The organism is Pantoea sp. MQR6 (assembly GCF_022761075.1).
Taxonomy (GTDB): Bacteria; Pseudomonadota; Gammaproteobacteria; order Enterobacterales; family Enterobacteriaceae; genus Pantoea; species Pantoea phytostimulans.
The window spans coordinates 153,921-168,693 of the sequence record NZ_JAKYXB010000007.1; the positions used below are offsets into that span (position 1 = coordinate 153,921).

The following is a 14,773-nucleotide window of genomic DNA, read 5'->3' on the forward strand; positions in this document are numbered from 1 at the left end:
GCACTCGCTGTATCCCTTTTTAGCTGCAACCTCGGAAATCCCATTTTTTATGCTGAGTTATCGCCACAGTTTTCACGCCGGCAACCATGCTGATGTGCTGAAACACACCGTACAAAGCCTGATCATCACCGCCCTTAAAGAGAAAGAAAAACCGTTTTTCTATCTCGATACGCATGCGGGTGCAGGACGTTATCAATTGAGCGGTGAGCACGCTGAGCGCACCGGCGAATACCTGGAAGGGATTTCGCGTATCTGGCAACAGCCAGACGCACCCGAGCTGTTGCAACCTTATTTCGATGCCATTAAATCGCTTAATCGTGGCGATACCTTGCGTTATTACCCCGGTTCGCCGCTGATTGCCCGTCATTTGCTGCGTGAAGATGACAAACTGCAACTGACCGAACTGCATTCCAGCGATTACCCGCTGCTGCGTAACGAGTTTGGCAAAGATAGCCGCGCCCGCGTAGAACGCGCCGACGGTTATCAGCAGTTAAAGGCCAAGCTGCCGCCGCCTTCACGTCGTGGCTTGATTCTGATCGATCCGCCGTATGAGATGAAAAGTGATTATCAGGCGGTAGTAAAAGGTATTCAGGAAGGCCACAAACGCTTTAACACTGGCGTCTTTGCGCTGTGGTACCCAGTGGTTATGCGTCAGCAGATCAAACACATGATGCGTGATTTCGAAGCGACTGGCATTCGCAATATTTTGCAGATTGAACTGGCGGTGCGCCCTGACAGCGCTCAACGCGGCATGACGGCATCGGGCATGATTGTGATCAATCCGCCATGGAAACTGGCTGACCAAATGAACACGTTGCTGCCTTGGCTGCATAAAAAGTTGGTTCCTGCTGGCACCGGTCATTTCAGCGTGACGCAGGTCGTACCCGAGTAACGCATAACGCTGCCGCGATGATAACGTCGCGGCAAATGTCATCTGTAGGCTTCTGTCATGTGGTTAGTTCTGGCTGGCGCGCTGATTTCACTGGCGCAGGCAAAACGCCTGGCGCTGCTGCTGCTGACACTCTCACTTTTGCTGGGACTTTATCAGGGTCTATTGAGCTGGCCAGCAGGCGTATTGATTTTACTTTCGGCAAGCCTCGTCGGGCTGCGTTTACGTTACCCAGCCAATCCTAAACTGCAAAGCAGCACCGAAGCGCTGTTAGTCTTCATCTGTATTGGGCTGTTTCTGCATCTTTTCCCCGGATTTCATCAGCCGCCGCACGTCGAAGCGGTGAGAGCAGGCCCGCAAAGCGTGCCTTTTAGCTTCTCGTTCAATCTTGATAAAGCATTAATTCCTTTTCTGCTGCTGGCCTGCACGCCCACGCTGTTCAACACTGCCGCCCATCCGCCACGGCATAACATCGTTTGGTTTGCCTTGGTGGCTGCTATTCCCCTGCTGCTTTGTTTGGCGGTGATGCTGGGTGGATTAGGATTTGAACCGCATTTTCCCGCGTGGATTTGGGCGTTCATGTTGGCCAATCTGTTTTTCGTGGCGCTGGCTGAAGAAGCTTTTTTTCGCGGTTATTTGCAGCACCGCTTGCGCCAGCGAGTAGGCGGAGGCAAAGCCCTGTGGATAACGTCACTGCTGTTTGGATTGGTGCATTTTCCAGGCGGTGTATTGCTGGTGATTTTTGCCACACTCGCCGGGATAATTTACGGCCTTGCGTGGCACTGGAGCGGCCGCTTGTGGATCGCAACCGCATGCCACTTCACCCTCAATATGACGCATCTGCTGTTTTTTACTTACCCTGCGCTGCAGCATTAAAAGGTGAAGACCGCCAAATCATGCGCTATCTCAGTCGCCGGAAAAATGGTCTGACATTCTGCCAGCAGGCGCGCCATATCCTGCGGCAGGTAGCGTGAGCTAAAGTGCGTGGCAATCAAACGCTTAGCCCCTGCGTCTTTCGCCGCTTGTGCTGCCTGAAGCGTGGTTGAATGCCCACGTCCGTTTGCCTTTTCAATCATCGCGGCTTCAAGCGTGGTTTCATGCACCATCAAATCAACATCCGCCGCGAGCTGAAGCGCAACCTCAGTCGGTGCAGTGTCGCCAAATATCGCCAGCGTTTTGCCTTTGGTCGCAGGCCCCAAATAGTGTGCGCCATTAATCACGCGGCCATCTTCCAGCGTCACTTTTTGGCCCAGCTTCAGCTGTTGATACCACGGCCCGCGCGGCACACCTTCCGCTTTCAGACGCGGCGCATCCAGAAAACCCGGTTTATCGTACTGTTCAATGCGATAACCAAAGCATTCAATGACGTGGTTCAACGGCCAGGCCGTCACCCGAAATTCGCCATCATCCAAAACCGTTCCGGCTTCAATCTCAATAATGTCCAGCGGATAGCTGGTAAAAGATCCGCTCAGTGACAGCGCAGTTTCAATAAAGGTTTTGATGCCTTTTGGCCCATAAACGGTAAAAGGATCAAGCAGTCCCGCCATTGAGCGGCTGGTTAATAAACCCGGCAGGCCAAAGATGTGATCGCCGTGCAGGTGCGTAATGAAAATCTTATCCAATCTGCCCGGTTTCAGCGCAGTGCGCATGAATTGAAGCTGGGTCCCTTCACCACAATCGAAGAGCCAGGTTTCGCCGCGAATTGAGCGGGTAAAAGCGATAGAGGTTACGTTGCGTTGCAGGCTGGGCGCACCGCCGCCGGTACCAAGAAAAGTAAGGTGCATGCTATGCTTCCCTGTAATGTGTGGAAAAAATTCGACCCTATTACAATCATAGGCGCAAACTTTGCGTCATTTCGACCCGCAGCGTTACACTCTATGCCAATTTTTCTTGCAACCAGATGGATACTGCAATGACCCGACATTTTGACTATCTCGCCATTGGCGGCGGCAGCGGCGGCATCGCTTCAATTAACCGTGCGGCGATGCATGGACAAAAATGCGCCCTGATCGAAGCCAAAGAATTGGGCGGCACCTGCGTCAACGTAGGTTGCGTGCCGAAGAAAATAATGTGGCACGCTGCGCAAATCGCTGAAGCTATCCATCTTTATGGCCCCGACTACGGCTTTGATACCACGGTAAACCGCTTCGATTGGGCGACCCTGGTGAAAAATCGCAGCGCCTATATTGATCGTATTCACACCTCCTACGACAACGTGCTGGGCAAAAACCAGGTTGAAGTGATCAGAGGTTTTGCCCGCTTCGTTGATGCGAACACAGTGGAAGTCAACGGTGAAACCATCACCGCCGATCACATCTTGATCGCGACCGGCGGCCGTCCAAGCCATCCTCGCATTCCGGGTGCGGAATATGGCATCGATTCCGACGGTTTCTTTGAACTCGACGCGTTGCCAAAGCGCACTGCGGTCATCGGTGCCGGTTATATCGCCGTTGAGCTGGCGGGCGTGGTGAATGCGCTGGGTTCGGAAACGCATCTGTTCGTGCGTCAACATGCGCCGCTGCGCACCTTTGATCCGCTGATCACCGAAACGCTGGTTGAAGTCATGAACACCGAAGGCCCAACACTGCACACCCATTCCATCCCTAAAGCGGTGATTAAAAATAGTGATGGCAGCCTGACGCTGCAGTTAGAAAATGGCAGCGAGCAAACGGTTGATTGTCTGGTTTGGGCTATTGGCCGCGAACCCGCTAACGATGTGTTGAACATTGAAGCCGCAGGCGTGGAACTGGACGAAAAAGGCTATATCAAGGTTGATAAGTTCCAGAACACCAACGTGCCGGGCGTTTACGCCGTGGGCGATAACACGGGCGCAGTCGAGCTGACACCCGTGGCCGTCGCCGCTGGCCGTCGTCTTTCCGAGCGTTTGTTCAACAACAAGCCGGACGAGCATCTGGATTACAGCAACATCCCAACCGTGGTATTCAGCCATCCACCGATTGGGACTGTAGGTTTAACCGAGCCACAAGCGCGTGAGCAATATGGCGACGATCAGGTAAAAATCTATAAATCGGCCTTTACCGCGATGTATACCGCAGTGACGCAGCATCGCCAACCTTGCCGTATGAAGCTGGTTTGTGTCGGCGCTGAAGAGAAGATTGTCGGCATTCACGGAATCGGATTTGGTATGGACGAGATGCTGCAAGGCTTCGCGGTGGCACTGAAAATGGGCGCGACCAAAAAAGATTTTGATAATACCGTCGCGATTCACCCAACGGCTTCGGAAGAGTTTGTGACAATGCGCTAATAGCCGCCATTGATTACACATTTATTTCTCATCAGAATCCTACATGTTGAATGTAGGATTTTTTTTGGCAATCTACCTAGGATCGGCAATTCATCCTTTATATGAACCCAGAGTTTTAAAAGAATAAAAAAGGCTCAATCTTGAGCCTTTTACGATCATACCAACCCTATAAGATGCTTGGTTCATAATAAAAGGGTTAGCTCTCCCTATAAGAACCTCGCGCTATCCACTTTATACGCAACTGACTTCTGCGCTTTCATCATGCCGGTGGCCTTACGGCTGTTTATTGACGCGGTGAAAGCCACCTGTCAGCCCTGACGCGCTGGCGCGTTGTGCACCAGCGTGTAAGCGTAATCAACGCCCATGCCATAAGCACCACTGTGTTCACGAACCAGATCCATCACCGCGTCATAGGTCTCTTTACGTGACCAGTCGCGTTGATATTCAAGCAGCACCTGCTGCCAGGTGACAGGAATAGCACCCGCCTGCACCATACGCTGTACTGAGCGTTCGTGTGCATCAACGCTGGTGCCGCCCGACGTATCGGTGACCACGTAGACTTCAAAGCCTTCGTTCAGTGCCATCAACGCCGGGAATGTCAGACAAACTTCCGTCCACAGCGCGGAAATCACCAATTTTTTGCGGCCCGTTTTTTTCACGGCTTCGACGAATTTGGCATCTTCCCACGAGTTCATCGAGGTGCGTTCAATCGGTTTAATCTCCGGGTGAACCGCCAGCAGTTCAGGCCAGATATAACCGCTGAAGCTTTCGGTCTCAACGGAGGTATAAATTGTCGGCACGTTAAAAATCTTGCCCGCCTTGGCGAGAGCAACAGTGTTATTTTTAAGCTGCTGACGATCAATATTGGCGACGCCGAAAGCCATTTGCGGCTGATGGTCGATGAAGATCAGGGTAGAGTTTTGTGGGTCAAGCAGGTCAAGTTTAGACATGATTATTTCCTCTCAGAAGCCGTTGATTAGGTTGTTGTGCTGTTGGAATAAACTTTACGGCGACAGGCGCATAAGAGATAACGGAATGCATTTGATAACTTGTTCAAATAATTTATAGAAGCCTGTTAAGAAAGGATTTTTCTGGAGGAAACAGCGAATTCAGGCATGAAAAAAGGCGGTTTTATGCCGCCTTATTAACATTTTTTGTGGGTGCAGCGCTGCACCGGTTCGGTGCAGATTAACTTAGTCTATCCAGCCAGCCTACATAGGCTTGATCCCACAGTGCGGCAGGCGTTCCCGCTTTACCTAAACCAAAACCGTGTCCGCCTTTACTGATTTGAATCAGCTCAACCGGGACACGATTACGCCGACAGGTATCGCGCATAAGTTCCGTATTGAAAGGGTTTGAGGTGTGATCGTCCTCGGCCTGCGCCAGGAACGTGGGCGGATAGCTGCGTGTAACGTAATTTTGCACCGACCAGTTAGCTTCATCTTGCGGCGTGGCGTTTTTCCCCACCAACATTAAATGGGTTGTGGTGTGCTGATACGGCGCTTCCAGCGTAATCACGGGGTAGATCAGACCTACGCTATCCACTTTCGGCACGACTTCATCCAGAGGATCCTGCGGAGCATAAGAGTCATATTCTGGGCGCGCGGCCGCCATTCCCAACAGATGACCACCCGCTGAGAAGCCCAGCACATGCACCTTGCGCTCAAAAGAGCGCACCAAGCGAATGGCGCGTTGCGCATCCTGTAGCGGCGCTAAATGCCCGGCTTGCCATTTTTCCTGCGGCAGACGGTAGCTCAGCACATACGCGGTATAGCCATGGGCGTTTAGCCAGCGCGCCACCGGCCAGGCTTCACGTCCCATTCCAATCCAACGATAGCCGCCACCGGCAGCAATTATTACCGCCTCGCCGTTGGGATTTTCAGGCTTAAACCGTTGAATTGACGGGCTAACAATGTTCGACCATGAACCCGTTTTATTGATATGCAGCTCGCCGGACGGTCCGCCACCGCCGGGCGGATCGTCCGGCCAGAGGGGAATAATGTCGTCTCGAGCAAACAATTTGCCAGTGGTCATAGAAAGCGCAAGGGCTCCCGTGCCGAGAATAAAGTGTCGACGCGTAATCATGATGCCTGTATTTCAATGCTCAAATGATCAGCAAACCGTTGCGGTTCACTGAGGAGTGATTATGTGATGCAAGTCCAGTGCCAAATGCTGGCGATTATGTACGCAACTTTGCCTTAAAATCCATAAAAAAACGCGCCAGCCAGGCGCGTTTATTCGTTAATCAAGCTGAACTAATCTTCTTGCTGAAACTGCGTCATGACAGTCTGTTCACACTGCTGTTCATTGGCACGTAATTTAGCGCGTTCTTCATCGCCCAGTTGCAGCCAGGCACTGGCCACTTCATTGGCGGTATCTTCATCAAACTCGGGCTGATTCATGGCTGAAGGTGACTGGCTTTGCGCGACATACGTCTTCATTTTTTCAACGTATTGATCAGCGCTGGAAACCGCGTGCTCGCTGCTAACAATGTGACACAGCTGGCTGGCATACACATTTTGTTCGCCTTCGTTGGCTGCCAGCGCACTGCCGGAAACCAGCATGCCCAGCAGCAGTAGTTGAGTAGCTTTCATTACTGACTCCTGTTTTTTTAAATTAAGCAAAAACGTTAGTTACGATGTCGTGCTTCAAGGCGTTTCTGCCGCCAATTCAACAGCGGTGTCACCGTTACACCGTGAACCACAATGCTGCTTACCACCAGCGTCAACGCCATATCCACCATCATTTCGGCCTGCGCACCTTCCATGCCGTGCACCCAGGCAAAAGCGATATAGTTAAGGCTACCGATGCCGCGAATACCCAGCCAACCTATCAGCAAGCGTTGCGCTGTGGGAATGCCGGCTCCGATAGTTACCAGCCACACCGCGACCGGCCGTACTACAACAAACAGTAGCAGGCCAAGCATCACACCGTTGAGATTCCAGTGATACGCCAGCGTTACGCCCAGCACCACCATCATCAACGCAGCCAATAAACGTTCAATAGTATCGCCGAATGACAACGCATCGCCTACGACCAAACCCACCGATTTCACCATGCCGTTGTCATCGTGCTCCATGCGTTTATTGGGATTTACCAAGGCTTCCGCTGGCAACACGCGCTCATCATCGGTCATATCATCCGTTTGATAGCGTTTGAACACCCCCAGCTCGGCACGACGTAAGCCTACGCCGGCAGCAAACGCAGCGAGAAAGCCAGACGCACCCAGCCATTGTGTCAACGCATAACTCAGGGCGATCAGCGCCAGCGCAAGAAAATCATTGGGTGCGACATTACCATGCGCACTACGTAAATTGGTTGCCAGCGAGCCGATCAATCGCCCAAGCACAAAGCCAATCAGCAAACCACCGCCAATCGCCCAAAGCACCTCAGTCGCGCCCCAATGTGTCAGCAGCGCGCCGTTCAGGCTTTTACCGTTAAACAGCGCCAGCGCCAAAACCAGCAACGGCAATGCCGAGCCATCATTCATGCCAGCTTCACTTGAGATTGCGACACGCAGTGAATCATCGTCACGCGCATCGTTAACAGAAATCAAACTCGCCAGCACCGGATCGGTGGGTGCGACAATTGCGCCAAACGCCAGCGACAGCGGCCATTCAAAACCAATTATCCAGTGCACCAGCGCAGTCATTGCGGCAACAGTGAGCAGCATAGCCGGGAACGCCAGCCTGACGCCAGTACGCCAGCTGAGCGCTTTTAACGGCAACCGTAATTTTAACCCGGTGATGAACAGCGACGCCGCCATGGTGATTTCAGTGATGTGCGCTACCAGCTCGGAATGGCGGATAATGTCAATTTGCAGGACGTTAAAAACCCACGGGCCGCATAACACGCCCGCAACCAGAAAAAGTCCAAATGAGGTCACTGGCCCACGGTGTATCCAACCGGCAGCCAGTGACATAAGCAGTAGCAGACAGCCGGTTGCGGCTGTCCAGGCGAGAAAATCCATAACGCTCCAATTATTTCCAGATTACCTTTAATCCTGGCACATCTTTTGAAAATGAGGTGAGCGTCATGGCAAGCACAATATAATCAGTTTTTAAGATGGCGACTGGCGAAGCGCACCGCCAAACTCGCGGCTCCGGCTAACGTGGATAACGCCACCACGCCGTTCCAACCCCAATGCGCCAGCGCCAGGCTTCCCAAGGCTGCACCGCTTGCCATCCCAATAAAGACAACGGTAAACAGCAAGGCATTCAGTCGGCTACGCGCTTCCGGGGCAAGGCCATAGACCAATGTTTGGTGCGCGACCAGGGTGGCCTGCACGCCCAAATCAAAACCGACGGTACTGATGATGATCAATGCTAGCTGAGCAGGCATCGGCAGCAACGGCAGTAAAAACATCAAGGCGAAAGAAACGGTCACTAACGCTGCGCCCACTTGGGTAACGCGTGCCGGGCCGATGCGGTCGGCTACACTGCCTGCCAGCGGCGCAGCCAATGCGCCCGCCGCGCCGGCCAAACCAAATGCACCCGCAACGGCGCTGTCGAAATGAAACCGCTCGCTAAGCATGATCGCTAACGTTGACCAAAAGGCGCTGAAACCCACCGATAACAATCCTTGCGCTAACGCTGCACGGCGCAATGTTTGATGCTGACGCCAGAGATGCACCAACGACAGCAGTAAACGTGGATAGCTCACCGATGTGCCCGGCGTAAAGCGTGGCAACACGCGCCACAGTGCCAGGCTAATGAAAAGCACCGCCAGCGCAGCGATCATATACATGGTGCGCCAGCCGAAATATTCCGCCACTACGCCGCTCACTACGCGTGACAGCAAAATCCCCACCAGCAAACCCGTCATGACGGTGCCAACTGTTTTGCCGCGGCTGCGCTCTGGTGCTAACGCTGCCGAAGCGGGAACGATATCCTGCGCCACGGTGGCGGTTAATCCGGTAGCAAAGCTGGCAACCAGCAGCGCACTCAGACCACCCGAAAATCCACACAGCAGCAGCGCCGCCATTAACAGCAGCCCTTTGATTAATATAATGGTGCGGCGATCGTGTCGGTCGCCGAGCGGTGCCAGCAGTAAAATGCCCAACGCATAACCCGCCTGCGTCAGCATCGGTACCATGCCCACCGCGCCAACGCCCACGTTGAATTGCTTGCTGATGATATCCAGCATGGGCTGGCTGTAGTAAATCGACGCCACGCTTAAACCCGCGCCGGCTGCGAGTGTAAAAACCAACGGGCCCGGAAGGGCTTCGGCCTGGTCGCTATTGATGCTGTTAACTGCTGACATAATCTCTTCCTATAAATTCATTTCGCACATTAAAGCGCACTGCGGCTATACGCGGTAGACTGCTTGAAGGCAAAACCGTTATGCATGAGGCGTATGAGCAACTCCATCAGCAGTGATCGCATTGAACTAATGCAAACTTTTATCCGCATTGTTGAGAGCGGCAGTCTGTCAGCCGCAGCGCAACAACTTGGCACTACGCAGCCGACCATCAGTCGTCGCTTGCAGACGCTGGAGCAGCGGCTCGGCCTGAAACTGATTATGCGCACTACCCATGCGCTGAAACTCACCGATGATGGTGAACGTTGCTATGCGCAAGCGCGGCAGCTGCTGGCAACCTGGTATGCGCTTGAAGACGATTTGACGCGTGCCAGCGACGATCCGGTAGGAACATTGCGCGTGCGTGCGCCGCATGCGTTTGGTCAAGATCAGCTGATCGCCCCGCTGCTCGACTACCTGCGGCGTTATCCACGCCTGAATGTCGAGTGGATGTTAAACGATCGCACGCCCGATTTTATGGCAGAGAACGTGGACTGCGCGATTCAGGTCGGTGCACCGACAGACACCTCGCTGGTGGCGATTTTACTGGCTGAAGTTCCGCGCATTGTAGTGGCATCGCCAGACGTATTGGCACAGCACGCTCCTGTCGAACAGGTTGAACAATTGTGTGATTTGCCTTGGCTGGCGCTGACCAGTTTTTATCGTAATGAAGTGGCATTGCAGCGAGTTCAGGATGGACAGCCCGTGAATCTGGCTATTACGCCAAGGTTGAGCAGCGACAGCTTATATGCGGTGCGCAAAGCGGCCTTAGCAGGAATGGGTGCAGCGATCGTGTCGGCTTGGGTAGTGCAGGAGGATTTGGCTGCTGGACGGCTCATTCAACTGACGCCGGAATGGCAAGCACCGCCGCTGCCCATTTGGCTAACTTATCCGTGGGCAAGTTATTACCCGGCAAGGCTAACCCAGTTTTTTGCAATGATTAAAGATGTAATGCCTACGCTGGCAGGTACAAGGCCAGCATCACGTTAGGTTTGGAAGGTGCGCATAGGTTTGGAAGGTGCGCGCTGTCCCCCATCCCGGCCTTCCCCCGCGACGCGGGGGAAGGAGACGCTGCCACATGCGGGTATTGAGCTGGCATATTGCAGCGTCTTCCTCCCCGATGTATGGGGGAGGATTGAGGTGGGGGACAAACGACTTTCTCTGCGCGCTGTCCCCCATCCCAGCCTTCCCCCGCACCGCGGGGGAAGGAGACGCTGCCGCATGCGGGTATTGAGCGGGCATATTGCAGCGTCTTCCTCCCCCATGTATGGGGGAGGATTGAGGTGGGGACAAACGACTCATCTGCGCGCTATCCCCCATCCCAGCCTTCCCCCGCGACGCGGGGGAAGGAGACGCTGCCACATGCTGGTACAGTTCGGACATATTGCAGCGTCTTCCTCCCCCATTTATGGGGGAGGACCGAGGTGGGGGACAAACGACCTCGCACTTAACCGGATTGAAGTGGCACAAACCCTGGCCACCGCTTAATTTCCTAATAATCTTTCTTTTGGTTACGCGACATATTGTCCAGCCAGCCCATCACAAACGCAGACAGCACAAAGGTCAGGTGAATAATCACGTACCACATCAGCTTGTCATTAGCGACATTGCGCGCTTCCATGAACACGCGCAGCAAATGGATAGACGAGATCGCCACAATCGAGGCCGCAACCTTGTTTTTTAACGAGCCAGAATCCATCTTGCCCAGCCAGCTCAGCTTCTCTTTGTCTTCATCAATGTCGAGTTTAGAAACAAAGTTTTCATAGCCCGACAGCATCACCATTACCAACAACCCTCCCACCAGCGCCATGTCGACCAACGACAGCAGGATTAAAATCAGATCGTTTTCCGCCACGCTGAAAATGTTGGGCAACAGGTGAACAATCTCCTGAAAGAATTTAATGGTTAGCGCCAGCAATCCCAGCGAAAGTCCAATGTAAACCGGAGCCAACAACCAGCGGGATGCATACATCAGGTTTTCGGTAAAACGTTCCATAATTTCCCAATAGTGATCAAATAAGCTGGGCAGTATAACCGAGGAACTGTGAAGTTATTTCAGTGCCTCTTCAGAAATTTCCGGCGCGGGCGGCAGCGGCAATGATAAGCGAAATGATGCGCCACCCTGTGGACGATTCTCTGCCCAAATCTGCCCGCCGTGGCTTTCAATAATGGTTTTGCAGATAGCTAAACCCAAGCCCACACCCGGCACTGCCGACTCCTTATTCCCGCGCGCAAACTTATCAAAGATACGGGTTAACTCTGCCTCGGCAATGCCCGGCCCGCCGTCCCAAATCGCCAGTTCCAGCCGGTCTTTTTCCTGCCACGCCTTGATACCGCGCGGTGCGCCGTGACCCGCATATTTCAGGCTGTTTTCAATCAAATTGGTCAACACCCGCTCAAGCAGCGTGCTGTCGCCTTTGATCAGTACCATCTCTGGCGGTAACTCCAGCTGAATATGTTGCCCTTTCAGCGAGGCAGCCATGCTGCTGAGGGCGCCGCCAATCACCTCTTCCAGCGCCAGCCACTCTTCACGTAAATTCAAACCGCCCGATTGGATACGCGCCATATCCAACATATTGCTCACCAGCCGAATCGTGCTCAACGTCTGTTCGCGAATCTGGCTGGCCTGCTGCACATATTTTTCATCTTCGCTGGCGAGATCGAGCATCAACATTTCCGCCTGCCCAAACAGCACCGTCAGCGGTGTGCGCAAATCGTGGGATAGCGCCGAAAGCAGTGCATTCCTCAACTGTTCACGTTCTGCTGACAAGCGCGACGCTGCTTCACTCTGCGAAAGTGCAATGCGCTCTAACGCGTTAGCGATCAGCACGGTAAAGGTTTCGACCAACCGCTGCTGCTCAGGAATCATCAACTGGCGCAGGTTTTGTGGCTCAACCACCAGCAAACCGCGACACAGCGCACCACTTTTAAGCGGCAGAATTTGATAAGGCACGGCGGACAAGGTGTCAGTGCCCGCGCCTGCGGGTTGGCCTTTGCTGAAGCTCCACTTGGCGATAGCGCGATCCGGTTCATTGGCGGGTAGCGCATCACCAATGGACTGTAACTCACCCTGCTCATCCGGCAGCAGCAGCAGACTGCGCGCCTGTAACGTAACGTCAATTACCCGCTGGCTGGTCGCAGCGATATCCTGCGGCGTTAACGCGCTGCTCAGCGATTTCGCCATCTCGTACAGATAGCGCGCCCGCTGCTCGCGGTAACGTGCAACCCGCGCCTGATAGCGCACGCCAGCGGTGAGATTCCCGACAATCACCCCCACCGCCAGCATCACCGCAAAGGTCACCAGATATTGCAAATCGGAAACCGCAACCGTGCCGGTCGGCGCGACAAAAAACAGATCGAAAGCGAGAATGTTCAAGATGGTCGCAATGATCGAAGGCAAGCGTCCATAACGCAGCGCGACGATCACCACCGCCAGCAAGTAGATCATCACGCTGTTAGCGGGATCGAAACCGATCAGCAACGTTTGCCCCACCGCTGTCACCAGCACGCACAGCACCAGCGCCATAAAGCAGCCACGCAGGTGCAACCGCCATTTATCGTTGCTAATGCGTCCTTCCGCCAGTGGATGCGGCGCATCCTTCACCGGTTCATCTAGCGCCACCACCAATAAATCGACATCCGGGCCAAGCTGACCCAGACGCTCGGCAAAGCTATCGCGTCGCCAGCGGCGTACCGGACGGCGACCCGTCACAATTTTGCCAAGATTGTGTTCGCGTGCGTAACGCAGCACCGCCTGGGCTTCATCAGGATCAGAGAGCGTAGCGGTTTCTGCGCCCAGCTCCTGCGCCAGTTGCAAAGTGCGGAGAATGGCACGACGGCGGGCTTCTGGCAGGCGATTCAGCCGCGGCGTCTCAACGTAAACCGCATGCCATTCGCTGCCCAACCTGGCGGCGAGCCGCGCCGCGCTGCGCACTAATTTTTCGCTGCCACTGTCGTCGCCAATGCATAGCAAAATGGCGTCACGCGTATGCCATACGCGATCGCTGCCTTGACGGTCGCGCCAGGCACGCATCTGGTCATCAACACGATCGGCGGTGCGGCGCAGCGCCAACTCACGCAGTGCAAACAAGTTACCTTTGCGGAAAAAGTTTTCGATGGCGCGTTCAGCGCGCTCACCCATGTAAACCTTGCCCTCTTTCAGCCGCTGGCGCAGGTCATCCGGCGGCAAATCGACCAATACCACTTCATCGGCGCTGTCGAAAAAGGGATCGGGCACGGTTTCGCGCACCTGAATGCCGGTCACGCCGCCAACAACATCGTTGAGACTTTCAAGGTGCTGAACGTTGACGGTGGTGAGTACGTCAATGCCCGCCTCCAGCAGCTCTTCAATATCCTGCCAGCGCTTTGGATGACGCGACCCTTGTACATTGGTGTGCGCCAGTTCATCCATCAGGATGACCGCAGGATGGCGCGCCAGCGCAGCATCAAGATCGAACTCGGCATGGCGCGAACGCCCCGTCGCGCGGCGTGGCAACAGCGCCAGACCTTCCAGCAGCTGCGCCGTCTCAGGCCGTTCATGGGTTTCTACCACGCCGACCAAGACATCCAACTCTTGCGCCCGCATGCGCTGCGCCTCTTGCAGCATGGCGTAAGTTTTCCCGACGCCCGCGCAGGCACCAAAATAGATTTTCAGCTTGCCGCGATGGCTGTCGCTGTTTTCCTGCAGCAGCGCATCGGGATTGGGCCGCAAAGGCTCGTCGTTCATAGCGTCCTTATTAAGGGTTTGCTGGCATCGCATCCAGCGCCATATTCAGCTGTAATACGTTCACTGTCGCTTCGCCGCTGAAGGTCAAAAACGGACGACGCGCCTGTTGTGTAATCAGCGCCTGCACCTGTTCTAACGGCAGCTGGCGCGCAGCGGCAATACGCGGCGCTTGCCATTGCGCGGCCGCAGGCGAAATATCGGGATCGAGGCCGCTGCCCGACGCGGTAACTAATTCAACCGGCACCGCTTTTGGCGCGAGCGGATTGGCTGCCCGCAACGCTGCAACGCGCTCAGCCACCAGGTTATCCAGCGCCGGATTGCTGCCCGCCAGATTGCTGCCGCTGGAAGCCAGCGGATTGTAAGGCGCATCGCCGCTTGCCGACGGGCGACCCCAAAAGCGATCTGGCTGGGTAAAGTTCTGGCCAATCAGCGCCGAACCGCGCACCACACCTTTTTCCTCTAATAACGAACCGTTGGCCTGAGCGGGAAAAAGCCATTGCGCCAGGCCGGTGGTGAGCAAAGGATAAACCACGCCGGTGACAACGGTAAGCAGCAACAACAGTAAAATCGCAGGACGTAACTGACTCATTTTTTT

Annotated in this window: 13 protein-coding genes; 4 read left to right on the forward strand and 9 right to left on the reverse strand. The window is 54.4% G+C overall.

All coding sequences use genetic code 11. The features are described from left to right. Positions 1–49: 49 nt before the first annotated feature. Together MUG06_RS20865 and MUG06_RS20870 are read left to right on the forward strand one after the other, a co-directional pair. Positions 50–892: a 23S rRNA (adenine(2030)-N(6))-methyltransferase RlmJ gene (locus MUG06_RS20865; protein ID WP_243079900.1), complete on the forward strand. Its 843-nt coding sequence runs from the start codon at positions 50–52 to the stop codon at positions 890–892. Positions 893–949: 57 nt separating this feature from the next. Continuing rightward, positions 950–1,765, forward strand: coding sequence for a CPBP family intramembrane glutamic endopeptidase (locus MUG06_RS20870; protein WP_243079901.1), 816 nt, complete (start codon positions 950–952; stop codon positions 1,763–1,765). On the opposite strand, the gene rnz is transcribed toward MUG06_RS20870, so the two are convergent. Next, the gene (gene rnz / locus MUG06_RS20875) at positions 1,762–2,673 is read right to left on the reverse strand and encodes a ribonuclease Z (protein WP_215845318.1); all 912 of its coding nucleotides are present in this window, start codon (positions 2,671–2,673) and stop codon (positions 1,762–1,764) included. The genes MUG06_RS20870 and rnz overlap by 4 nt on opposite strands. A 128-nt stretch (positions 2,674–2,801) precedes the next feature. On the opposite strand from rnz, the gene gorA reads away from it, so the two are divergent. After that, positions 2,802–4,154 carry a glutathione-disulfide reductase gene (gene gorA, locus MUG06_RS20880; RefSeq protein ID WP_243079902.1) on the forward strand — a complete coding sequence of 451 codons (1,353 nt, stop codon included), beginning with the start codon at positions 2,802–2,804 and terminating at the stop codon, positions 4,152–4,154. Positions 4,155–4,462: 308 nt separating this feature from the next. Here the strand turns inward: gorA and MUG06_RS20885 are convergent, their stop codons facing one another. The 5 genes from MUG06_RS20885 to MUG06_RS20905 all read right to left on the reverse strand — a co-directional run bounded on the left by MUG06_RS20885 (position 4,463) and on the right by MUG06_RS20905 (position 9,416). Beyond that, positions 4,463–5,104, reverse strand: a complete 642-nt coding sequence (locus MUG06_RS20885; protein WP_215845317.1) for a hydrolase — start codon at positions 5,102–5,104, stop codon at positions 4,463–4,465. A 238-nt stretch (positions 5,105–5,342) separates the two neighbouring features. After that, on the reverse strand, positions 5,343–6,239 hold the full coding sequence (locus MUG06_RS20890; RefSeq protein WP_215845316.1) for an alpha/beta hydrolase: 897 nt from the start codon (positions 6,237–6,239) through the stop codon (positions 5,343–5,345). A gap of 170 nt (positions 6,240–6,409) precedes the next feature. Then, positions 6,410–6,748 carry a hypothetical protein gene (locus MUG06_RS20895; protein ID WP_215845315.1) on the reverse strand — a complete coding sequence of 113 codons (339 nt, stop codon included), beginning with the start codon at positions 6,746–6,748 and terminating at the stop codon, positions 6,410–6,412. Positions 6,749–6,783: 35 nt separating this feature from the next. Further along, entirely contained in the window at positions 6,784–8,124 is a 1,341-nt protein-coding gene (locus MUG06_RS20900) for a cation:proton antiporter (protein ID WP_243079903.1), read from the reverse strand. Between the two features lie 83 nt (positions 8,125–8,207). Further along, positions 8,208–9,416, reverse strand: coding sequence for an MFS transporter (locus tag MUG06_RS20905; RefSeq protein ID WP_215845314.1), 1,209 nt, complete (start codon positions 9,414–9,416; stop codon positions 8,208–8,210). A 93-nt stretch (positions 9,417–9,509) separates the two neighbouring features. Between MUG06_RS20905 and MUG06_RS20910 the strand changes: the two genes are divergently transcribed. Next, complete coding sequence (locus MUG06_RS20910; protein WP_243079904.1) at positions 9,510–10,442, forward strand: LysR family transcriptional regulator; 933 nt, start codon at positions 9,510–9,512, stop codon at positions 10,440–10,442. A 502-nt stretch (positions 10,443–10,944) separates the two neighbouring features. On the opposite strand, the gene MUG06_RS20915 is transcribed toward MUG06_RS20910, so the two are convergent. From MUG06_RS20915 to kdpC, 3 genes are read right to left on the reverse strand one after another with little or no spacing between them, the layout of a single operon-like run. Then, positions 10,945–11,448: a TIGR00645 family protein gene (locus tag MUG06_RS20915; RefSeq protein ID WP_215845312.1), complete on the reverse strand. Its 504-nt coding sequence runs from the start codon at positions 11,446–11,448 to the stop codon at positions 10,945–10,947. 54 nt (positions 11,449–11,502) lie between these two features. Next, positions 11,503–14,178 (reverse strand): two-component system sensor histidine kinase KdpD, encoded by a 2,676-nt coding sequence (gene kdpD / locus MUG06_RS20920; protein WP_243079905.1) that lies wholly within the window; start codon positions 14,176–14,178, stop codon positions 11,503–11,505. A 10-nt stretch (positions 14,179–14,188) separates the two neighbouring features. Then, complete coding sequence (gene kdpC / locus MUG06_RS20925) at positions 14,189–14,767, reverse strand: potassium-transporting ATPase subunit KdpC (protein ID WP_215845310.1); 579 nt, start codon at positions 14,765–14,767, stop codon at positions 14,189–14,191. Positions 14,768–14,773 lie beyond the last annotated feature (6 nt).